This window comes from Candidatus Aquicultor sp., from assembly GCF_054640775.1.
On record NZ_JBTSLF010000026.1, the window covers coordinates 1 to 22,351 of the forward strand.

Sequence of the window (22,351 nt, forward strand, 5' to 3'; positions counted from 1 at the left end):
ATCTTCGATGATGCTGGCTACTTTACCTTTAATTAACGTGACCTTCTCGTCCGCTTCGATTTTATTTAAGAATTTCTCATACCTACCTGGAGCACGAAGGTCGATGTAGAAGATGGTGATCTTGGCATCCGGATACTGCTCCCTGATGTACGTCGACTGCTTGAGCGAAGCCATGCAGCAGATATACGAGCAATACGAGAGATGGTTTTCATCTCGCGAGCCGGCGCACTGGACAAACGCTATGCTCTGCGGCTCCGACCCATCGGATGGTTTTACGATCTTGCCTTGCGTCGGTCCGTTAAGGGACGCATAGCGCTCCATCATCATATTGGTGATTACATTCTTGGCCTTGCCGTACCCAAGGATTCCGAGCTTCGATGCATCGTACGGATCCCAGCCTGTCGCAAAAACAACGGAGCTGACTTTGAAGTTGATCGTCTCGGGCTCCATGTTTAAATCTATCGCGCCGTATTTACATGCCTCGACACACTTAGCGCACTCCCCGCCCTTGCAAGCCTTCCCGTCGATGACGAATCTCATCGGGAACGCCATCTGGTGAGGTAAGTAAACCGCCTTTGTGGTGTCCATACCAAAGTTAAAGTCATTTGGCCTTTCAACCGGGCATGCGTCCACACATGCGCCGCACGCTGTGCAGTTCTCATTAATACGACGAGGATTCAACTTAACGATTACGTCATAGTCTCCAGACTGACCGGTTATACTCTGAACCTCAGCCAGGGTGTAGAACTTGACCCTCTCGTTCTTTCTGATTCTTTGATAGTTGATTTCCAGGCCGCATGAAGGGGGACAGAGTTTCGGGAAATACTGATTCAGCTGGGCGACCCGTCCTCCCATTGATGGGCCCTTCTCTACAAGATAAACATCATAGCCGGTTTCAGCGGCTTCAATAGCTGTCGTTAAGCCACTAATGCCTCCTCCAACGACTAAAATGCTTCCTAAGCTTTTTTCTTCTGCCATCCTGTTCCTCCCGGTTGTGACTGTTTTATTAAGGCACGCATCACAACGTCTGTAACTTCTCGTTTACTAACGAAAAACATATTTACAAATCTAACGCTCGACTCGTCTCTAGAGCTTGGTATGTAGAGGGCTCTTGGAAGTCTCTTGAAGGTGAACACACTAAGCGTAAATCTCGAGCCAAGCACATAACGCATCAATCTATAATCAAGTGCTGATGCACTATTTAAAGGACAAGTGTCCTGCTTATAGAACGAATTAGAGAATAATACCTGTTTCTATAATAATAATACTTTCAAACCAACATTTTAGGCTTTGCCTAAAGATAAAGATAATTTCTCCAGGCGCCTTGCGGCGCCTGGAGAATTGTTTCAATTACTAGTCTACGAGCTGGACATATTCTTTCTTGAAGTTTACCCACTCGCCGGTGTTCGGATCGTACTTCGAGTTGTTGAAGCACTTCCACTCCGTATCGTTGATCTTCGGATAATCGCCTCTGTAGTAGTACCCAGGATACCTCGTCTCCTCGCGGAAGAGGATATGGCGGGCGTGTGCTTCACCAGCCCAGATCCTGTGGTAATTCTCCCAGCAGCGGAGAAGCTCGTGGAGGTCTTTAGCAGCCATTCTGCCTGCATCCTCTTTCAGCATGTCTAACTTCCTTAGACCGGAGTCCAACATGCTCTTGCTGGTTGTATACCATGTTGCAACACCGCCGACATACTCGTCCATGATCTTCATCAATCTGAACTGCAGCATTCTTGGGGTGATGTAATGTGGGTTAACATCGACGTCGCTTGGAGCTGTCGAATAGCCACTGTACTTAGCGTACATTTCCATCGGCAGATACATCTCGCCAACTAGCTCATCAACGCTCTCTTTGACGGCCGGTTTGTAATCCGCATGATCAAGGCTCCATGCCACCATTGCTTTACCAGCTGCTCTTCCTTCAGCGTGTGAACCTGAGGAGAACTTATGGCCGGAAGCACCAACGGTATCGCCTGAGAAGAAGAGACCGTTAACGGTGGACATCCTGTTGTAACCCCATGACCACTCTGCCGGGGTACCCGGGATATCGCCAGGACCGCTTACCCAAAAGCCCGCGCAGCCAGCGTGTGAACCAAGCAGATATGGCTCGGATGGCATTAACTCGGATGGGCTCTTGTCTGGCTCAATGTTATCCGCAGCCCATAGGCCGGCCTGTGAAATACTCATATCGAGGAAGTCTTCCCATGCCTCAGCCTCGAGGTGTTTGAGCCTCTTTGGATCCATGGTCTTAGCAAGCTCTTGCAAAGCCTCATCGGTATGCATGAGAATCGGGCCTTTACCAGCTTTCATATCGATCATTGCAGCGTGGTTTCTAAGAGCGGTAGTCATAGGCTCGTGATAAGGAGCATACATCTCTTTGATTTCATCTGCATGTGTTACGCAGTAATCCTCGCCAAGTGCGTTTGTGGCTTTGGCTTTAAAGAAGAGGAACCATGCGCCGACCGGGCCGTAACCATCTTTAAACCTCATCGGGACAAAACGGTTCTCCATGAGGGTTAGCTCAGCACCAGCCTGTGTGCCCATTGCATAACCGGAACCTGCGTTCCATACGCCAAACCATGTACGGCCGATACCTTCGCCGACTGACCTTGGCCTAAATACGTTAACAGCACCGCCGGTTCCACCGAGGATGGCGTTTGCCTTAATGACGTATACTTTGTTCTCTCTTACGCTAAAGCCAATCGCGCCCGCAACCCTGTTCGGCTCGTTAGCATCGAGAAGAAGCCTTGTGATGAAGACTCTCTCAAACAGGTTCTGATCCATGCCGGTTGCCTGCCTGTTGGTCTCAAGCGCCCTCTTAGCAGCTTCGGCAACGATCGCCTTGTATGACTCACCGTTGATCATGATCTGCCACTTACCGGAACGAACCGGGGTGCCGCCATCTTTCAACAGCGCTTTGCCAGCGTCGCGTGCCTGGAATCCATCGAGTGAAAAGCCGTCGTCGCCTTTTTTCCAAATCGGAAGACCCCACTCCTCAAAGAGGTGTACGGAATCATCAACAAGACGACCAAGGTCCCATACCAGGTCCTCCCTGATGATACCCATGAGGTCGGTTCTTACGTATTTAATATAGTCCTTAATATCGTTTTCACCGATGTACGTATTGATTGCTGAAAGGCCCATCGCAACAGAACCGCTTCTATCAATCGCGGCTTTATCGAACATAACGACTTTTAAGCCTTTTGGGTTTGCCCAACGGCATGCTTCAAAAGCGGTACCGCAACCGGCCATACCACCACCGATAAGCAAAAGGTCGGCGTCAATCTCTACAACTTCAGGTTTTTCACAAAACTGAAAACTGTTTACTTCCTTTTCCATGGTCCCTCCTCCTTACTTTACTGCTACTTGATCGGCCGTCATTGTAAACAGCCAGGGTTTCTTTAAATCATCGAAATTCGGTTCTGGCGTCCCTGCATATGGATCTACTGAACCTTCCGGTACTAACCTGATTGGGAATTTGAACCTCTTGAGGGTGCCATTGCGGAATTTTACAGTCCACATAATGGAATCGGTACCCCTCATTGGGATAACGCTACCACCGAGTGGTGCAAAGTCTTTATAGCAGCTTACCTCTATAGCCTGCTGCGGACAAATCTTAACGCAGTTATAGCACTCCCAGCACTGCTCCGGCTCTTGGTTATAAGCCTTCATTGGGGTGCCTGTTGCTGTTCCGTCTTTGTCAAGTTTCATAAGGTCGTTGGGGCAAATGTACATACAGGCTGTCTTGTCCTGTCCTTTGCACCCATCACATTTTTCTCTCATTACAAAACTGGGCATACCTTACCTCCCTACAATGTTGATGGACCTAAACTTTCTCTCGGTAATCTTAGAATACATAGCTAGCTAGATATCCTTTCTTCAATTACCTCCTTTATTTATATTTAGCCGATACACAGACCCCCTTCCCCTGATTACCCTAACCATGTAATTATACTGGCGCATCTAACCTTATGCACATTTAACTTTAGGTGCGTTTATGTAATAGCGCTTGCAGCAGCCTTATAGCCTTAATGCCGTTTGCCTTATGAACTTTCAATTTAGGCGCTTTCGGTATCTAATGCTTTGAGGACTGTAAACTTAAGTTGCCGAAATAGAAACGATGGCTTCCGGCGGCAATTCACCTAAAACTCGTTCAGGACTTTCGGGAAAGAGATCTTCATTATGGCTATGTACCAATTGTTACGTGGATGATATCAATTCCTGTAATCTTTGTCAAGAGCCTATCAATCAAAAACTTCGATTACTTACTATAGGACTCAGCACCTCAGAGCAGATAACCCGTTATGTCAGGTCACAGACTTACCGCAGTCCCCTTCGTTGAATCATGAGCTGCCGTATCTATGCATTACGGTTGTAATATTCGCCCGACATGCCAGAGCACCATCATCGCTTCCCCAATTTAGGTACGTATATTCAGAATGCGCTGCTAGTTAGCGGTTTACGGCAAAAAAATAAACCGAAGGCAATCAAAATGCCTCCAGCCTACTCTGAATTATCAATAGAGTTAATAGAGTTGTAAGTCCGAAGCCCGAGGCCCGGGAAAAGGCTCTCACGGGCTAAGCTGTTTAACTTAAGAAGAATTATCGTTTTCTGCATATATCCTCGATTCGCTTTACCAGCGGTATCTCATATGCGCCCGGTTTAAAAGCACTAAACCTGGACTCCGGAACTTACTTATTCTCTTTATCGCAGTTTAATGTTTGTTATTTCTTCTTGACGTAGTAGGTGAATACTCCGCCGCTCTCTTCTTTCTCGACGATTGTGTTTCCGGTACGCTCGCACCAGGAAAGCAAATCGTTTGCCGAACCTGGGTCGGTGCTGACCATCTCCAATATCTGGCCGGATGTCAGAGTGTCCATAGCCTTTTTGGTCTTCAAAATCGGCATCGGACAAACATCACCCTTACAATCCAATACTTGATTAGGCTTTACACTTGCCACGCTTTAAACCTCCTTTAAATCAAATCCTTGCATATTATATGCTTGTTAGCTAGATTTCACGTCGTTTTGTAGATAATCCTCTTCTAAGGTTAATAACAAAATCTACCATAAATAACAACCCTTTTTCGACTCCACTTAATTATTATCTTTTCGCGGCGCATATACAAACCATATTTTGGTAATATTGGTGGATTGGGACGGCTTGATTCGGTATGTAACACCCCGTTTTAATCGCCGGCCATAAATCGTGGAGCGACGGCCGATATTTTTCGAAAACAATAGCGTATACCAGGAATTTTACCTCTTGACAAAGAATACAGGAGTTGATATCATGGTTGTAACAATTGGTACATACTTGAAATGCTTTTCAAAGCAGCATTTCATGAACTATAGCATAAGACACGGGTAGCGGGATAGAACGACCTCGAAGTCGGCGTGGTAGCTATCTAGGCATCACAAACATCCCAATATCAATACATAGCTGAAGGAATCAAGGCTCCGTCTGGAGAAATTCATACTATACTCTTTCGGATACTGGCAACGATAGCAGGGGCTATAAGAGTAACCCTGCCGTCGACGGATAACCCTGAAGGTCGTGACCTGATAATGACTATCCTAAAGAACATGCTCAACAGCTTTAGCGGGAAACAAAAAGAGGCCTCGCCACAACGGAGCAGCGGCCATAGTTTATATCGCTCGAACCAACCACGGCGAGCATTCCTTTTCAGCTCCCTCAACCCGTCCAACCGGACTACTACCGAATTCAACCTTGCGGCTTTTGTAAGAGCAAGCTATAAAACAATCCCTAAACTGTACGGTCTTATTTCTTCCGGGCACGCGAGTACTCTCAATGTGCCCAGCAACGATTATAATGGACTAATAAGTTTAGTTAGAACTTAAAGCGAGGGGGTGCCGAGGCAAGAGTAGCAGTCTCCTATATGTCGATACGGTCCTGACAGTCGTATATCTTGATGGAGCTTAGCGGTCTTATAATAGGGCTACTCTACCCATATATAAGACTTGAGAATTTCTAGAACGGAGGTGGTTGGGTCTACCGCGGAAGGAGCCTTAAGCACACCGTCCCACGTATAACCGATGGACGGATAGATGCCTGAGGTGCGGGTAAAGACAACAAGCTGTAACAATCCTCTTTAGTAATTTTAGGAAACTAGAAGGAGAGATGAGATGGCAACTAAAAACATTCTTATTCTAGGAGGTGGCAACGGTGGTACCATGATCGCCAATAAGCTCAGACACGAGCTTTCAAAAGATCGATGGAATATCACCGTCATAGACAGGGACAACCGGCATATTTATCAGCCGAGTATGCTCCTCGTGCCATTCGGGCTTGATGACCCTAAGAAAATCGTAAAACCTAGAAACAAGTATTTCAAACCTGGTGTGAATTTCGTACAGGATGTCATTGCGAATATCGACACCGAGAACAAAAAAGTAACCACGACTTCAGGCAAGGTCTTTCAGTATGACTTTCTTGTCATAAGCACCGGCTGCAGCGTGGACCCGGAGGAGGACGAGGGTTTGCCGGAGGCAATGGGCAAAAACGCGTTCACCTTCTATGAGTACGAGAGCACGCAACAACTTCGCACTGCGCTCAAGCAGTTCCAGGGCGGCAAGATCGTTGTCGACATTTCCGCTCTGCCGATCAAGTGCCCGGTCGCGCCGCTCGAGTTCTCGTTCCTGGCAGACTGGTACTTTAAAAAGAGGGGCATCCGCAACAAGGTGGATATCACGTTCGTTACCCCTGGGGCAGGCGTTTTCACCAAACCAAAAGCTACCGCGGTCCTTTCAAAAATAGTGGAGCAGAAAAACATTAACACTGTCGTCAACTGGGGTCTCGGCACCGTCAATGCTAAGGAAAAGTGGATCGAGAATATGCAGGGCAACGATAGGATTAACTATGACCTGCTGGTTGCGATCCCGACGACCGTCGGCGATAAAGCTATCGGCGACTCCGGCATCGACGATGGTATGGGTTTCGTCCCGACGGACCACAATACCCTAAAAGCCACCAAGCATGATAGCGTCTACGTACTCGGCGATGCGACCAACGTTCCTACCTCGAAGGCCGGCTCGGTCGTTCATTACGAGGTCGAGGTCGTTCTCTACAACATCCTAAGCGAAATCTGCGGCGGCGTCGCAATGCCTATGTTTGACGGCCATGCAACCTGATTTATCGTTACGGAAGCTGGAAGCTCCGTTCTGATAGACTTTAGCTACAAAGTAGAACCGCAGCATGGCAAGTTCCCCTATGCATGGGGCCCGATGTCACTGCTAAAAGACACCAGGATGAACTGGTACGGTAAGAAGGCATTTAGTTACCTGTACTGGACCGCCCTGCTCCCCGGCAGAGACCTTGGCGACTCGGCGATGCCGTGGTGCGGCAAGTACGTCGACAAAGAGTAATAACGGTCGATTCAATTTGACTAACAATATTGGATAGGGCAAAACTGGTCGTTACAAGGGTAAAGGTGGCCATAAAGCTTCAGGCTTTGGCCGCCTTTACCTATTTTAGATACCATCAAATCCCACCCCGACATTTCAATCCGCCTGCTTGATAGCTTATAATAGAAGAATGAATTTCAATAACAAGGATCATCCTGCCGCAGGCAAAATCGCGCTTTTTTGGGACGAGTCGTTTCTCTGGGGAATTATCGCCTATGAAACATTTACGCGGCTTTCGATTAACTTCGGGATCGTAACATCCGAAGATATACGCGCCGGTGCTCTGGCCGGGTACGACATCATCTTCGTCCCCGGCGGTTGGGCTAGCAATAAGATCAAGGCGCTGGGTGAGCAAGGCGTGCGGAACATTCGCGCTTTCGTAGAAAACGGCGGTAGCTACCTTGGTTTTTGCGGGGGTGCGGGGCTTGCCCTTAAACATAAAGACGGAATCTCGCTTGTGCCGGTGACGCGAAAACCTACCAGCGAGCGCGTACCCAGTTTCAGCGGTAAGATACGACTGCACCAGGAACAACCGGATCACCCGATATGGGACCACATCTCAGACAACACGGCATTTCATGCATGGTGGCCCGGCCAGTTTTCAATCCTCAAACCTTCGGAGGTTGTAATCGTTGCTTCCTACGACGAACCCGAGGACGGCTCTTACGTTGCCGATTTGATGGTAGCGCCGGATATGGATTGGGATACGTGGGAGCGAAGCTATGCTACCAACCTGAACCCCAACAGGATTAGGTTTGAGCCCGCCGTGATCGAAGGCACGTATGGCGACGGCAGGGTCTTTCTCTCCTACTTACATTTTGAGACTCCCGGCGATTACCCAGGCCAAAAAGTGTTGCTGAATATATGCCAACACCTTGCCGGCAAAAGCGTACTCGCCAAGCACACCGGCCTGTCTAAGGCCCGCAATATGTCGCCAATCGCCTCACCCGGCCATAAGCCGGACGAAAGGGTCTTGAGGAATATAAAACAGCTTAAATGCGCCGCAGAAGACCTCATCGCCTTTGGCGAGAAAAACTTCCTGTGGTATTGGAGAAACGACTGGATCCTCCAATGGCGTCGCGGTGTCCGGGGTATCGAGTACTGTACGCTCTACTTGATGCTCAAACAACTCGCCGAGCTAATCCCGTTGGCCGCCACGTTTGACGCCCAGCTCGCGCACGAAGTGTCGGAGCTAAAAACGTTCGGCCTTCCCTTCTTTGAGAAAGCAAAGCAGTTGCTCCTGATCGAGCGCTTTGCAATGAATAACGGGCCCATCAGTCCGCTGAAGACCGATGACAAGAACGTGCGGCGCATCCGCGAAGAGCTTTTTTCTAACTCGAAAAGCTTTGGAGGATATTACAAGCAGATCATCGACAGGATAGATGCCATCCTGCTTCCCCTTCTTAAGTAAAACAACAATCGCCCGCACGAAGCGAGTACTTCGTGGGGGCGACCTTTTGTCACGTCGATTTCTTTCAAGTCAGTCTATTTTAAAAGGCGGTTTGAGCTATGACCACGTACAGGTCTTATGCTGCTCGACCAGCTCAACAAACCCAGGGTAATCAACCGTCTTGACACCATCTATCACACCGTCTATGCCGCGGGCCATCAGATCCTCTTTCAGAGCATAGACCGGATGGTCTTTCATAACGTCTTTTATCTTGGCCTCGAGCGCCGTCCCGGCCATAACGCCGTAGATTCCATCTTCGAAGAGCAAGATGGGTGCGCCCTTTGTTGCAAACTTCAGGCAGCTCTCCAGGCTCGTTGACGCAAATGGCGATTTATTTACCAGATGAAGCATATGTGCCTCCTTTATCATTATCTCTACTATTAAAATGGGAACAGGACGTCCTGCTCTTCCATCAATTTCGCTACTTGCTCTTTGTCCAAAACCTCGGGCTCGACAACAAAATCATCGACCGTTAGCCCTCGGGACTCCATGGATTCTTTATCGATATAAAGCTTCTCAATATCGTATCCTTCTAGAACCCTGAAGGTCGGGGAAAAGTTCTTAATACCGAGCGGGGTCGTATCCATGCCTTTCTTAATCGAGTATACGCCGTCATCTACGAAAAGAAGGCTGACATCCTGCTCGTATGCACCCATAATCAACACGGTTTCCAGGCCCTCAAAAGAATATATGGTTCCATAGGGTGCCTTGCGCATAACGAACATAATTTTACTTATATCACTCACTTAGTTCACACCCTTTCCTTAAGCTCCAAACGTGACAAGTCTATCCGACTTAATGGCCATTTCAGTCAGCTGGCCGAGACCTGAAATCCTAAATCCTGGGGCGAGTACGTCATCATTTATGCCCCTGCGCTTGGCTGCAGCGATGCAGACAACCATATCTACACCCTTCTCGGCGACTTCCGACCATCTCTTTGTGATGTTGCGATCATCGGCTTGAATATCTGCGAGTTTTGATGAGTTGATTACGCCATCGTGATAGAAAAATACGCCGATGATCTCATGCCCTTTGTCCATAGCGGCCGCAACAAACTGGTAGGCGCTATCGGACGACTCGTGGTGATAAGGTCCTTCCTGGACCAATACGGCAAACTTCATTCCTGTCGCTCCTTCCTTTTCGCTAGAAAGTTATTTCTTATTCATTAATTCGAAAGAAAGTAAATTTATACAATAGTATACCCCGTAGGGTATATTGTCAATAGCTAAAATATCTTTCTTTGGCCAGAACAAAGGCGCAAGTAACCACATATTTGGTGGGATTGTATAATGATACCAGTACCTGCCTTATAAATACACCGCTGGTTGCCGTCAAGAACAATCGCTAGTTAGGGGTCTGGGCCGGCTCCGAATCAAGCGCTGGCAGTAGTCCTGAGGCTTACGGAGAGTATCACCACATCATCCGACAAGTTACCCTTTGTGCACGCAATAAGTCCCCTGAATATCTCTTGAGGTAGCCCCTCTGCCCTCGGATGTTTTACTTCTTGTATGGCCTTCATCAATCTTTCTTCACCATAGAAGCCGCCCGCACATCTCGCCTCGGTTACGCCATCGGTATATAAGACTAAAATGTCCTCTTTTTCAAGCCTTGCGCGGCTATCGGCATACTGTAGCCGGGCAAATGCACCCACGATGGGCGAATTCGTCTCCAGAACCTCGATTTCCGGTGCCGCCTTCCGCAGTATAGCCGGGGGATGGCCTCCGCTGCAGTAGGTAAACACTCCTGACCCCACGTCCAGAATACAAAAGAACATCGTCGCAAAAAACGACGCTTTCGATGCGTCAAGCATTACTCTATTCGCCTTAGCCACAATTGCGGCCGGTGAATCGCTCTCATATGCGTACGCCCTGACGGTGTTTTTTATCAGAGATGTGAGAGTAGCCGCCTCAAGTCCCTTTCCGGACACATCCCCTATAAGAATGCCGACCTTTCCGTGCTCCAGCTCAAAAAGGTCGTAGAAATCACCGCCCACCTTTGTCGCCTCGGTCGCCGAGCGGTAAAGGTGTCCGAATTCGATGCCTTTTACTTCTTTCGGCACCGTCAGCAGCGCTTCCTGCAGCGTGTCGGCAATGTTTCGCTCGGTAGAGTATATTCGGGCATTCTCAAGAGCAAGAGACACGGACGTGGCCAGCTTACTGCAAAAATCAAGTTGATCCCCAGTAAAATCAACGGGCCGGGAATAGTAATTAAACGAGAGCAGACCGATGATCTCGTTCCTTACGATTAAAGGAACCACCACAAATGCGCGGAGCCCGTGCTTCTCCATTACGTCGAGGTTGACTCGTTCGTCGGTAGAGGTATCGCTAATCGCAACCGGTTTTCTACTTGCTACCGCTATCTCTGAAACTGAAGCACGTTCTGCTTTGATTTGCGAACCGATTACTTGTTCTGGCAAGCCATAGACATACCGGGTCACCCAATAATCCCCCGCCCGAAGGGCGATCCCGGCCGTTTCGGCAGCCATTGCTTGTGCCGCATCCTTTACCACCCTTTGCATTATCGCGTTAAAATCCAGCGTTGAGTTCATCTCCGAGTTGATCCGGTTCAGAGCATCGCTTAGTTCCTTTGCTTTTTCTAAGCGCTCTTTTTCCACCTTCCTCTCGGTTATATCACGGGCTATAACTTGTACCGCCTGTTTACCCTGATAAACGATGGGCACATCCATGACCTCTACATCGACCGGGTGTCCGTTTAAACGGATGTATTTCTCCTCCACCGGGCCGACCACCTTGCCACGTTGCGCGCGCAGAATCAGGTCTTTTGCGCTCATGCGATAGTCTGGATGGACGAAACTGAGAAGAGGTTGTTCGATAAGAGACGCGGGATCCGCAGACCCAAGCAGCTTGGCCCCTGCAGGATTTATATAGATGAATCTCCATTCACTAATGACAGCGATGAAATCCGGCGATACCTCGACCAGGCGACGATAGCGCTCTTCGCTCTCTCTCAGCAGTTTCTCCGTGGCTACGTGGTGAGTTATATCCGTAAACGATTCCACAACGCCCGCAATCTCGCCCGTCTCGGTTCGTAAAGGGGCCGCGTTGATGGATAACATCACAGGACTTGTCCCGAGGGGTTTAGTTTGATTTGGCTCAAAGGCGACCTCTATATTATATATGGGTTTTCCTGTTCTCATCACCCTCGCAAAAGGAAGCTTTTCTTCGGCTATCGGTCGCCCATCGACGGTTGTAAGGCTCCGTGCCAGAACTGTATACGGTTTGCCGATAACGGCGTTCTTTTCAACATCAAGGATTCTCTCGGCGGCGGCGTTGATAAAAGTAAGACGACCGTCTCTAGCAATGATAATAATGCCTTCACCTATAGTCCGTACGATTCGCTCGATCTCTTCCCGGCCGATTGCCTTGTTCACGACGCTTCCTCCTCGAGTGTCTCGTTCGTCCCGCCTAAGTCATAGATTCTTTTTAGATTCCCATTAGATTAAAAACATACGATTTCGTTGCAAGATAAGTTAAATAATCATCAATGAATGGGTCTCCGGTTTACTAGCAAAACGATTGAGACCAGCATTTCAGAAGGCCGGCGTCACCCGTAAATAAAAAGAGACGGGTGTTTAAACCCATCTCTTATACTATTCACGCATGCCAGGAACAGCACCGGATATCAGGAACAACGCAGCTTGTACTCTTTTTTGGCGGGCATGTAGTTACAAAACGGATCTTCTCCCAAATAATCTCCGCCTACCGAATAAGCCCGCGCCCTGCATCCGCCGCAGATATTGCAATATTCGCACGCGCCGCACTTGCCTTTGTGCTTTGAGATATCCCTAAGTTCTTTGAACAACTCAGAATTCTCCCAGATATCTTTAAATGTACGCTCTTTAAGATTTCCCGCTGCTTTCGGAAAGTAGCTGCATGGAAGCACATTGCCGTCGACATCGATAACGCTTATAACCTGGCCGATAACGCAGCCCTTTGATCCGCCGGTAGAGAACTTAAACGATCTGCGCTTAAACTTGACGCCTTCCTCTTTTGCCTTCTGCAGCACGACCCTGTAGTAATGCGGCGCACATGCGGGCCTTACCAAAAGACTATCCTCTGCCTTTTCCATCTGGAAATGCCAATCGAGAATCTCTTCATAATCTTCCTTCGGTATGAGTTCGCCCATCAGTTCTTCGCCTCTGCCCGTAGGGATTACCATAAACATATACCACGCCGTGGCGCCTAGTTCTTTCGCCAGCCTGTATACATTTGGAATCTGCTCTTGATTTCGCCTGGTAAAGGATGAATTTATGATGAATTCAATGCCGTGCTCCCTGAACAAGCGCGTGGCGTTCACGACTCCTTCGAAGGCACCCTTCTGGTTCCTAAAATCATCATGCACCTCGGCGGTCGGCCCATCGAGACTAAGAGCTACAATGCGTATGCCGGATTCTTTTATCCGGCGGCAGACATCCTCGGTAACGAGCGTGCCGTTGGTTGCGAGGCTTAACCGCAACCCTTTCTCCGTCCCGTACCGGGCGATCTCGAATACGTCGTCTCTCATCAACGGCTCGCCGCCGGATAGGACAACAACGGGCTTTGCGTAGCTTGCTATGTCATCGATTATTCTTAACGCCTCTTCTGTCGAGTAATCCGGGTGACCTATGATATCCTTCTCCGAGCTGGAGCGACAGTGGACGCATTTCAGATTGCACCTCCTGGTGATCTCCAACGCCACCCATTTCGGCTTGACTTCCACAAACACTCTTCCTTTCACACATCACTGATTGCACTTTCAAGTAACCGCTACTTTCTCGAACAGGCCATATTTATTCGTAGGACCTTCATATATCCCCGGTAGCTTTCCCGCATCTTCCTTGCTTGGGCGGTATATGAAGCGTTATCCTGTTACGACGCTAGTAGCGTACCAATATTACTGGCTCGGGCGCTATAAAACAACACCCACACAGGTTAGAGGTTTTGGGTAATCTACCGCGGAGGGCATAAACCCCCAGGTATCTAATAGTGATGGATTCATGGAAAGTGCCGTAGAATATGCGAGTCGCGGCTCAATAATTTTGTTGCGGGCAGTGCCTTTTCGTGGAGCTTCGCATATGTCAGTATACGGTCGGTCTAAGCTCCTACTTTTCGTTCGCTATTTTTTGCAGGCCGCCTATCATGTGGTACTCATGTCTTTCCGGATTTGTTTTCGAAGTGGACGTATTCCGTGTATCACCGACAGCATTAACGACTGGGCTCTGAGTTTGATCTTCTTCTGCGGAAAATCATAGTAGCGCATCTTTAAATCGTCGCAGATCGCGTTCATATAGTTGCTTGCCTGGGTATCGTAAAAGTGTATCGACGTGGTCAGCGTGGCCGCATATTTGCCTTCGAACGCGGCCGTCGCCTCTTTTTCGAATATAAGCTCGATAAACCGTTTGTATTGTGACGGGACCAGCGCATAATAGAGCGGGAACGCCCACACCACCCGTCGCTGGACTCGATCTTGCGGATGATCGCCTGCTTGCCTTCATATACGACAGGCGCTGCGGCCACTTCGACATCGATTGTCTTTCCATCAAGGCGAAGAAACCTTTCCTCAATAAGACCCACCCGCTGTCCTTGCTGCATTTGTCGGACTCGCGCTACGACCACATCACGGTAATCAGGATGGACGAAATCAAGAACGGGTTTTCCGGTGAGTTCCTCTGAGGATGCGGCTCCGAACATCTTTATCGCCGCATTGTTTACATACGAGACTATACCCCCACTATGGACGACTATCCCGTCGGGAGAAAGCTCTACCAGAATACGATACCGCTCTTCACTCTCTCTTAGTGAGTCTTCTGCCAGCTTTCTGGCCGTGATATCGGTCGATATACCGCAGACCCCGTAAATACGCCCCTCGGGATTACGCAACGGGAACTTTATCGAGATGTACGTATGCGGCCCATCCTGAAGAGGTATCACCTCATCAAACCTAAGAGGTAGTCCGGATTCAAATACTTTCTTATCATTTTTCGAGGATAGAGCTCCTCGAAAGTTACCGGGACCATCTGCTCTTTGGCCCTAAGGTATTCTGTATAAAATATAGTGCCGACCAGCTCTGGCAGCGCCTCCCAAATATTCTTGAAGAGGAGTTCTTCTCGTTTTCTACCTACAAGCTGTGCGGCCTTGCGATTCACGTACGTTATACGCCACAAGTTATCCAGCGCAATAAATCCATCGGTTATGCTCTCGAGTATATCGAGAACCTCTCGCCTCGACCCTCTGATTTCCTCAGCCGCCCGCTCTCGTTCTGTGACATCCTCGCCGATGCTCGCTACCCCGATCCCGGTTCCTTGTTCGTCTCTTAGGAGCACATTGCTGAGCGAGATAGTCCGTGTTTCTCTCTCTTCCGTCAAGATGTCGATATCATAGTGAGTCGGAGCACCTTTCGTAATGATCTCGCGAAAGACCTGTTTCATATGCGCTCTTTGCTCAGGGGGGATAAACAAAGCAAACCAATCTTTTCCGAGGACATCTTCTTCAAACCAACCGGTAAGGTCAAGAAAAAAATCGTTAGCAAAGATTATATTCCCCTGGACATCTAAAATGATAGCGACAAGCTCGGCTTTTTCTAGCATGTCGCGGAACCGGCGCTCGCTTTCCTTCAGCGACATTTCCGCCAGCTTGCGGGTGGTGATATCGGCAAAAGATATAACAGCGGCTGTCGTAGCGCCGGCCTCATCGCGAACCGGACCCGCATTTACCGATATAATGACCTTACGCCCATCGGGGCGCACAACAATATACTCGACATTCCGAACTATCTCGCCTGTTTTTATAGCTTCAGATATCGGACGTTCCTCCACCGGGTAGGGTTTGCCCTCTAGCGTGGTCACCGTATATCCAGGATTATTATAGGGGCGCCCTATTAATTTACTCCGCTCTACACCAAGGATTTCTTCCGCAGATTCGTTCGCGTAAGTGATAGTGCCGGCTATGTCGACGATAAGTATGCCCTCAGCTATAGTCTCGAGTATACGCAGCTGTTGTTTCAAAGCATCCTCTGCCAAGCCGCCCCCCTTCACAACCACGCGTTCGATTATTCTAGATAGTATTACCCATATTTTACCCAAACATTATGTAAAACTATTGAGCGATGTGAGAGGGATCGAGCGGTTTTGTCCCGAGTACGTTGTATGCTAATGAGGCATAGCATCAACTATGCTATACTAGGCCTGTAATCAATCGAATAGTAGGCATACAAGGCACCATATGGAGACTAATCGCAGGAAAATTCAATGGCTAGATAATCTAAAGATTATAGCGCTGCTTTGCATAATGACATTTCACTTTTGGCCTGCGCTAAACCCCCACGTCAGAGATTTCGGCATTTCTTTTGGGCATTGGCCGCTGCTTACATTGCCATTGCGCAACGGCTTTCAAGGAACGTTCCTCTTTATTATAACAAGTGGAACCGGTCTTACCTTGCTCGTGAGTAATAAAAAGATCACCTGGGCTGAGTTCTACCGGTCACGTGTTTTAAGAGTATATGTACCTTATTGGGTAACTCTTTTCATTGCTCTTGTGATCTATTCGTTCGGCATAAATGTCTCTCTAACCCCTCCCAAAAGCGCGCTGGGTTGGATCTCGAACATCCTTCTGGTCGATGTACCGTTTGAGCAAAGACTCCAGCCGCATCTATGGTTTTTATTTGCGTTGATACAACTATACCTAGTGTTTCCTTTTATCTATAAATTTACTAAACGGACCGGGCAGTATGGCCTCGCTGGTATGTTTGTACTGCAGTTTTTAGCGTTCTACTCCTCTAGTCTTTATCCTTCTGCGCTCTTCAAGATAGTTTTGTCCCATTTCCTTGTATGGGTGTTTCCGTTTCAATTAGGCGTGTTCGTGGGAGTAATGCTCTCAAGCCACAGGGAGAGAACCGAGCGGATCATGCATAAACTATTTCCCGTAGGCCTCATCATATGGGCTATAGGAACCATAGCGAATAATTACCCGCAGGGAAACCCGATAACGTTTGCCTTCATAAGCGTAGGGCTTCTACTTATCGCGTTTAAAGCTGCATCCCTTAATTGGCGACTACCTATCGTCAACAGCGCCTCATACGAGACGTACCTTATACACATCACGATCCTGGCGATTCTAAGCCCTGTGCTGAAGCCACTATCGGTTAGCCTATTTTTTGTCGTCTTTTTAGTAGGTTCCCTACTTGCAGGTTATGTCGTAAAGCAAATCTGCGCAGCGATATACGATGCCATACAACTTGGATTACGACCCGAACCGGTACTACCCTCACCTGAGCCGACTGTGGATAGCTAGAAATTAGCCGAAACTAATCACCGGCAATAAAGAAGACCATTTTCCAGGTATCGCCCTCTTTTTTAAATCGGGCACGGTAATCAACAGAGCTTCGCATATACGTACCAAATACATACCCTGAGGTACCAGAAGTAGTTTGAACCTGGTTCCAATCGCTCTTGCTGATCGATGGGTTAACAAGCTTCACAATATTGTAGTTGAGCCTGCAGATAACGCTTGAATCAGTATTTGAAGCCGAACGAAGGTTAACATTATTAGCGATAATGGCGGCGTATGTGAAAGCATCGTACTTCTCCGGCCAGTTGCTGTAAACGTAAGGAGCGGTAAACTCTGTTTTGGCCTGATCGGTAAAGGTACCGCCGAGCCTCAGTACTTCGCTAAGCTCGAACCAGATTTTAGATTTTTCCGGGTTTGTGGTTAGTCCCCACATCTTCATAAAAGAGTCGATGCCGTTACCTTCCAAGCCGAAGCTTCCCCGGATATCTTTATCGAGGTGCTGCTTTAAGAAATCCACGTCCTTTCGTTCTACCGCAGCAAGCAACTGATCCCGGAACGCTTTAAAGGAGGGAAATTTTTCGGCTTCATCCACAGGCAATAGCTTTTCTCCGCCGCATGCCTCGATGGTTGTCTGAGTGGTGGTGGGAAGCTCGGATGTGCTGGAAGTAGAAGAACTGCTGGCGGCAGACCTAGGGCTTTTCGAGGTGCATGCGCCAGCTAGTAATGCCAGAATTATAACCAAACTGGATAACATTACCGGTTTAAGCCAGCCGTTTCTCATTTAAGCGCCCCTAGCCGAACGTGTCCCATCTTCAATCACCTCGAAGAGCATCCTAGATACCTTTATAAGCGAGGGTAAATACCACAACATCGTCTGATAGACGGCCACCGGTAAATCGCAATACCTCTTCAAGTAGTAGCTGCGGTACTTCCTTGGCCGATACTGCCCCAATCCCTTTAACAAACTCTATAAGTCGATGCTCCTCAAAGAACTTGCCATCGCTTCTTGCTTCGATCACACCATCCGTATAAAGAACTAATATCTCACCGGCATCAAGTGTCACCTCACCGTTATAATAGCGCAAGCCCGCAAACGCCCCGATAATTGGGCTATATACGTCAAGTATATCAACGCTGGAATTTTTTCTCTTAATGATTGCCGGTGGATGCCCCGCGTTGCAATAAGTTAGTCTTTTTGTTACTTTATCGAAAATAGCAAAAATGGCAGTGATAAAAGTTGATGGGTCGGAGAACATCCTTACAGTATCGTTGGTCTTCGCCATAACGTACGCCGGGTCATACCCCTCGAGTGCATAGGCCCTTATTGTGTTCTTAGCAACGGCCGTTAATGCTGCAGCTTCTAATCCTTTCCCGGATACGTCACCGACCATAAGACCGATTTTGTTGTGCTCCATCTCAAAGAGGTCGTAAAAATCACCGCCAATTCGGGCGGCCTCAGTAGCGGAGCGATAGAAATGTCCATACTCTAAGTGATTTACCTTCTCGGGTACGGTTAGAAGCGCATCTTGCAGCGTATCCGCGATATGGCGCTCGGCCCCGTAAAGCCGCGCATTCTCAAGTGCGATTGCTGCGTACCGGCCCATGCCCTCAAGGGTGGCAATGGCTCGCTCATCCAGTTTCTCCCCTGGATCCAAGTTCGAGACCCAAAGAAGGCCAATGATTCTACCCCGCGACCACAAGGGAACCATAGCGATTGAGCGCAGGCCGATCTCAGCAAACCGAGGTATTTTATCGTTAAATGCTTGATAGTCATCTAGAACCAAGGTCTTTTTGCGGGATACAACTAGCCCGCCCATCCCTCTACCGGGAGGAACCTCGGTCTTTGCAAAATATTCCGGCAAATTATAGATAAACGGGTACGTGACGGCTCTTGTCTCTTCGTTAACAAGGCCAACCGCACCGACGTCGGCACCAGTAAGCTCGGCAGCGTTTCTAGCTATCTTGTACATCAACTCATCTAGCTTAAGACCGGATGTCATATCTAAGGCGACGTCGAGAAGTGTTTGAAGGCGCTTGCTTCTTTTATCCAACTCCTCAGTTGATCTTGTAAGTTCACCAAAAAGACGTGAGTTGTCTATTTCTGCGCGCTTGCGATCTTCAATGTCCTCGACCATGGTCAAAAAGTAGAGGGGGTTCCCTTTCTCGTCGCGGACGATAGAAACGGTCGTGCTGGCCCAGAAAAGCTCTCCATTTTTCTTGATATACCGCTTTTCGGTCTGGTAAGGGGGCAGTTCTCCTCTTACCATCTGTTGAGCAAAACCAACATCCTTGTCTATATCGTCAGGATAGGTGATTTCAGGAAATGTAAGTCGAGTAAGTTCTTGCTCGGTATATCCCAACATCTGGGACAGCCTGGCGTTAACCTTTACAAATCGATAATCTAAACCTTCGATAGCCATGCCAAGCGGGCCTTCTTCAAACACTTTGCGGAAGCGCGCTTCACTTTCTTTGAGCACCTCTTCCGCTTTCTTGCGCTCGGTAATGTCGATGGTAGTGATAAATATCTTCGATCGTGTTTCCTCATAACCCGAAGGGATAAACGATATTACGGAGACGTATAATAGGTCTCCCTTAAATGTTCGACTTGTGAACTCTGCCTCGAACTTTACTTCCCCCCTCTCGGCAAGTGCGATTAAGAATTCTTTAGCAGCATCTAGGCCTTCTTTAGTAAAAGTTGCCGCGAAGTTTTTTATAAACTCTTCTTTACTGCTCGCCCCATATAGCTCAAGGGTGGCCTTGTTCACATCGATTATCTTTATTGTTGCTAGGAGATTAGCTGCAGCTTCTGGATGTTGCTCAAAGTAGGCTCTAAAGTCCTTTACCCCTTGGCTCTTAAGCTCATCAACAATGACAGTAATCTCTGATGCATCTTGCTCCCATAAAGCAATAGGAGAATCCTCGAATAAGGTTCGATACCGGTTCTCACTCTCCTTCAGAGCCTCTTCTATCCTTTTTCGCTCAGTTACATCGGACACATAAGCAGAAAGACCGTTTGCATAAGGATAAGCGTGTACCTCAAACCATTTTTTTAGTGGAGGGTAGAAGGCGTCGAAGGTTGTCGGCACCATCTTTTCTTTGGCACGGTGATACTCTTCATCAAACTTTGTGCCCTTAAGTTCCGGTAACACCTCCCACATATTTCTAAATAGAAGTTGTTCCTTTTTCTTCCCTATAAGCTGGGTGGCCCTTCTATTCACATAGTTGAAACGCCAGAGGTTATCGAGGGCAAAGAATCCATCGGTTATGCTCTCGAGAATATCGAGAACTTGCCTCCTTGATTCGCTGATCTCTTGTGCTGCCTGCTTCTCCGCTGTGATATCGTGGCCGAAGCTGGCTGCACCAGTAACGTTTCCCTGTCGATCGCGCAACGTCACATTGCTAAACGCGATAGTGCGCCTCTCTTCTTCTATCGTTACAATGTCGTTCTCATAGTGGGCCGGAACGTCCTGTGTAATCAGTTTATTAAAAACTCGCTTGATTTCCTGCCGTTCCTCTGGGGGAATAAATAGCTCAAACCAGTTTTTCCCGATAACGTCTTCCCTTTGCCAACCTGTAAGATCAAGTAGAAAATCGTTTGCAAACATGATATTGCCCTGGGTATCCAATATGATTGCGATAAGCTCGACTCCTTCGAGCATCTCTCGGAACCTGCGCTCAGACTCTTTTAGGTCTTCTTCGGCCTGCTTGCGAGTTGTGATATCGGCAAAAGATAAGATCACGCTTATAGGCTTGCCTTTATCATCACGAATCGGAGCAGCATTTGCGGATATGATCACTCGACGACCGTCGGGACGTATAACAGCATACTCTACGCTTCGCACTTGCCGACCTGTTCTTAAAGCTTCAATCGCCGGACGCTCTTCTAGTGGATAGGGTTTACCTTCCAGCGTGGTTACCTTGTATCCAGGGTCGCCATAGGGACGCCCAAATAAATCGCTTTTCTTTACGCCAAGTATCTCTTCTGCCGATTTGTTGGCATAGACGATGATTCCATCGGCATTGACTATATATATGCCCTCGGCTATTGTTTCGATTACTCGCTCCAATTGCGCTCTTGAGGCAGCCTCTTCCAAGCTTGTTTCACCTCGGCAATCATATAAGTGCTTCTGCTTTCAGTTATTCTCTCTATCTAATTTGCCTAAACATCAGCAACTTTATGCGACAACGAATTAATAGAGACTTGGCAGAAATTTTCAGGTTACTTTGATATTGGGTTGGTAGAAACGTGTTGCTGTACTTAAAGCCAATAGTATGTTAACCTACTTTGATATTGACGGGATTATCGTTGACTATAGTTGAAACACCGTTATTATAATCAACTTGGCGAGCAAGAGGATACAACCCAATATGTTGCTAGAAGAGGGATTAAGCCTTCAAGACATCGTATTCATAATAATCTCGATAATAACCGCCTTTACGATACACGAATTCGCACATGCTGCGACCGCATATTTGCTAGGCGACTCCACAGCGCGTAACCAGGGAAGGCTTACGCTTAACCCAATCGTTCATCTCGATATCATCGGCTCTATCATGATCTTACTTGCGGGGTTCGGCTGGGCGAAACCTGTAGAAGTCAATCCTCATAATTTTAAAAACCCTAAGCGAGACGACCTGCTTGTGAGCCTTGCGGGGCCTGCCTCGAATTTTCTACTTGCATTTGTTTTAGCAAAGCTGTATTTCTTTAGCATTCCCGAATCATACGATGGACTGCTCAGTACGGCGATATATATCAATATGGTATTGGCGATATTTAATCTGCTGCCGATTCCGCCTCTTGACGGCTCTCGTATAATTCCGTCTCTTTTGCCTGCTAGCGCTCAAAACACGTGGGCAACCTTTGAACAGTACAGCATGGTGATCTTTATCGCATTGATATTTTCCGGTGTGACCGGGCTTATCATCGATTATCCGGTTCAAATGGCGTTGGATTTTGCGTACCTTGGAGTTCCGTAGGACGACACCTGCTTGTTAGCGAAACGCAAGCTAATCGATTAGTTTCTTGCCGTAACCCTTAAGGAGCAGGGAACTTGTCACCACCGACACAGATGAAAAGGCCATCGCTAACCCGGCCCATTCCGGCGGCAGGAGCTTTCCGGTTAAAGGATAAAGCACCCCGGCTGCAATAGGAATTCCAATCACGTTATAAATCAAAGCCCAGAAAAGGTTTT

General features: G+C 48.0%; 18 protein-coding genes. 4 read left to right on the forward strand and 14 right to left on the reverse strand.

Annotation, left to right across the window (positions count from 1 at the left end; all coding sequences use genetic code 11):
• The 4 genes from ACYC56_RS03760 to ACYC56_RS03775 form a co-directional block, all read right to left on the reverse strand.
• Positions 1–978, reverse strand: a 978-nt coding sequence (locus ACYC56_RS03760) for an FAD-dependent oxidoreductase (RefSeq protein WP_461372844.1), incomplete at its 3' end; no start/stop codon positions are given.
• Positions 979–1,353: 375 nt separating this feature from the next.
• Positions 1,354–3,339, reverse strand: coding sequence for an adenylyl-sulfate reductase subunit alpha (gene aprA, locus ACYC56_RS03765; RefSeq protein WP_461372845.1), 1,986 nt, complete (start codon positions 3,337–3,339; stop codon positions 1,354–1,356).
• 12 nt (positions 3,340–3,351) lie between these two features.
• Positions 3,352–3,798 carry an adenylyl-sulfate reductase subunit beta gene (gene aprB / locus ACYC56_RS03770; RefSeq protein ID WP_461372846.1) on the reverse strand — a complete coding sequence of 149 codons (447 nt, stop codon included), beginning with the start codon at positions 3,796–3,798 and terminating at the stop codon, positions 3,352–3,354.
• Positions 3,799–4,724: 926 nt separating this feature from the next.
• Entirely contained in the window at positions 4,725–4,961 is a 237-nt protein-coding gene (locus ACYC56_RS03775; protein WP_461372847.1) for a sulfurtransferase TusA family protein, read from the reverse strand.
• A 1,185-nt stretch (positions 4,962–6,146) separates the two neighbouring features.
• Here ACYC56_RS03775 and sqr point away from each other — a divergent pair.
• Together sqr and ACYC56_RS03785 are read left to right on the forward strand one after the other, a co-directional pair.
• A complete protein-coding gene (gene sqr, locus ACYC56_RS03780) occupies positions 6,147–7,385 on the forward strand; it encodes a type III sulfide quinone reductase, selenoprotein subtype (RefSeq protein ID WP_461372848.1) in 1,239 nt (412 codons plus the stop codon).
• Between the two features lie 169 nt (positions 7,386–7,554).
• Complete coding sequence (locus tag ACYC56_RS03785) at positions 7,555–8,835, forward strand: BPL-N domain-containing protein (RefSeq protein ID WP_461372849.1); 1,281 nt, start codon at positions 7,555–7,557, stop codon at positions 8,833–8,835.
• A 96-nt stretch (positions 8,836–8,931) separates the two neighbouring features.
• Here ACYC56_RS03785 and tusB read toward each other — a convergent pair whose 3' ends face one another.
• The 7 genes from tusB to ACYC56_RS03820 form a co-directional block, all read right to left on the reverse strand.
• Positions 8,932–9,225 (reverse strand): sulfurtransferase complex subunit TusB, encoded by a 294-nt coding sequence (gene tusB, locus ACYC56_RS03790; protein WP_461372850.1) that lies wholly within the window; start codon positions 9,223–9,225, stop codon positions 8,932–8,934.
• Positions 9,226–9,254: 29 nt separating this feature from the next.
• Complete coding sequence (gene tusC / locus ACYC56_RS03795) at positions 9,255–9,599, reverse strand: sulfurtransferase complex subunit TusC (RefSeq protein WP_461372861.1); 345 nt, start codon at positions 9,597–9,599, stop codon at positions 9,255–9,257.
• Positions 9,600–9,638: 39 nt separating this feature from the next.
• Positions 9,639–9,995 carry a sulfurtransferase complex subunit TusD gene (gene tusD / locus ACYC56_RS03800; RefSeq protein ID WP_461372851.1) on the reverse strand — a complete coding sequence of 119 codons (357 nt, stop codon included), beginning with the start codon at positions 9,993–9,995 and terminating at the stop codon, positions 9,639–9,641.
• A gap of 251 nt (positions 9,996–10,246) precedes the next feature.
• A complete protein-coding gene (locus tag ACYC56_RS03805; protein WP_461372852.1) occupies positions 10,247–12,265 on the reverse strand; it encodes a SpoIIE family protein phosphatase in 2,019 nt (672 codons plus the stop codon).
• 251 nt (positions 12,266–12,516) lie between these two features.
• Positions 12,517–13,593, reverse strand: coding sequence for a radical SAM protein (locus ACYC56_RS03810; RefSeq protein WP_461372853.1), 1,077 nt, complete (start codon positions 13,591–13,593; stop codon positions 12,517–12,519).
• 608 nt (positions 13,594–14,201) lie between these two features.
• A complete protein-coding gene (locus tag ACYC56_RS03815; RefSeq protein WP_461372854.1) occupies positions 14,202–14,804 on the reverse strand; it encodes a PAS domain-containing protein in 603 nt (200 codons plus the stop codon).
• On the reverse strand, positions 14,801–15,892 hold the full coding sequence (locus tag ACYC56_RS03820) for a PAS domain-containing protein (protein WP_461372855.1): 1,092 nt from the start codon (positions 15,890–15,892) through the stop codon (positions 14,801–14,803). The genes ACYC56_RS03815 and ACYC56_RS03820 overlap by 4 nt, the downstream gene beginning before the upstream one ends.
• A gap of 202 nt (positions 15,893–16,094) precedes the next feature.
• Between ACYC56_RS03820 and ACYC56_RS03825 the strand changes: the two genes are divergently transcribed.
• On the forward strand, positions 16,095–17,162 hold the full coding sequence (locus ACYC56_RS03825; protein ID WP_461372856.1) for an acyltransferase family protein: 1,068 nt from the start codon (positions 16,095–16,097) through the stop codon (positions 17,160–17,162).
• Positions 17,163–17,175: 13 nt separating this feature from the next.
• Here ACYC56_RS03825 and ACYC56_RS03830 read toward each other — a convergent pair whose 3' ends face one another.
• Together ACYC56_RS03830 and ACYC56_RS03835 are read right to left on the reverse strand one after the other, a co-directional pair.
• A complete protein-coding gene (locus ACYC56_RS03830) occupies positions 17,176–17,940 on the reverse strand; it encodes an SH3 domain-containing protein (protein ID WP_461372857.1) in 765 nt (254 codons plus the stop codon).
• Between the two features lie 52 nt (positions 17,941–17,992).
• Positions 17,993–21,253 (reverse strand): SpoIIE family protein phosphatase, encoded by a 3,261-nt coding sequence (locus ACYC56_RS03835; protein WP_461372858.1) that lies wholly within the window; start codon positions 21,251–21,253, stop codon positions 17,993–17,995.
• Positions 21,254–21,527: 274 nt separating this feature from the next.
• Here ACYC56_RS03835 and ACYC56_RS03840 point away from each other — a divergent pair, with 274 nt between their 5' ends.
• Entirely contained in the window at positions 21,528–22,136 is a 609-nt protein-coding gene (locus ACYC56_RS03840; RefSeq protein WP_461372859.1) for a site-2 protease family protein, read from the forward strand.
• Between the two features lie 30 nt (positions 22,137–22,166).
• On the opposite strand, the gene ACYC56_RS03845 is transcribed toward ACYC56_RS03840, so the two are convergent.
• Positions 22,167–22,351, reverse strand: a 185-nt coding sequence (locus tag ACYC56_RS03845; RefSeq protein WP_461372860.1) for a hypothetical protein, incomplete at its 5' end; no start/stop codon positions are given.

What these genes read in the sequence shown, in the direction of transcription:
- aprA (WP_461372845.1), bottom strand. Translation starts at nt 3,339, where the DNA reads ATGGAAAAGGAAGTAAACAGTTTTCAGTTTTGTGAAAAACCTGAAGTT.
- tusB (WP_461372850.1), bottom strand. Translation starts at nt 9,225, where the DNA reads ATGCTTCATCTGGTAAATAAATCGCCATTTGCGTCAACGAGCCTGGAG.
- tusC (WP_461372861.1), bottom strand. Translation starts at nt 9,599, where the DNA reads ATGTTCGTTATGCGCAAGGCACCCTATGGAACCATATATTCTTTTGAG.
- ACYC56_RS03785 (WP_461372849.1), top strand. Translation starts at nt 7,555, where the DNA reads ATGAATTTCAATAACAAGGATCATCCTGCCGCAGGCAAAATCGCGCTT.
- tusD (WP_461372851.1), bottom strand. Translation starts at nt 9,995, where the DNA reads ATGAAGTTTGCCGTATTGGTCCAGGAAGGACCTTATCACCACGAGTCG.
- ACYC56_RS03830 (WP_461372857.1), bottom strand. Translation starts at nt 17,940, where the DNA reads ATGAGAAACGGCTGGCTTAAACCGGTAATGTTATCCAGTTTGGTTATA.
- ACYC56_RS03825 (WP_461372856.1), top strand. Translation starts at nt 16,095, where the DNA reads ATGGAGACTAATCGCAGGAAAATTCAATGGCTAGATAATCTAAAGATT.
- ACYC56_RS03840 (WP_461372859.1), top strand. Translation starts at nt 21,528, where the DNA reads ATGTTGCTAGAAGAGGGATTAAGCCTTCAAGACATCGTATTCATAATA.
- aprB (WP_461372846.1), bottom strand. Translation starts at nt 3,798, where the DNA reads ATGCCCAGTTTTGTAATGAGAGAAAAATGTGATGGGTGCAAAGGACAG.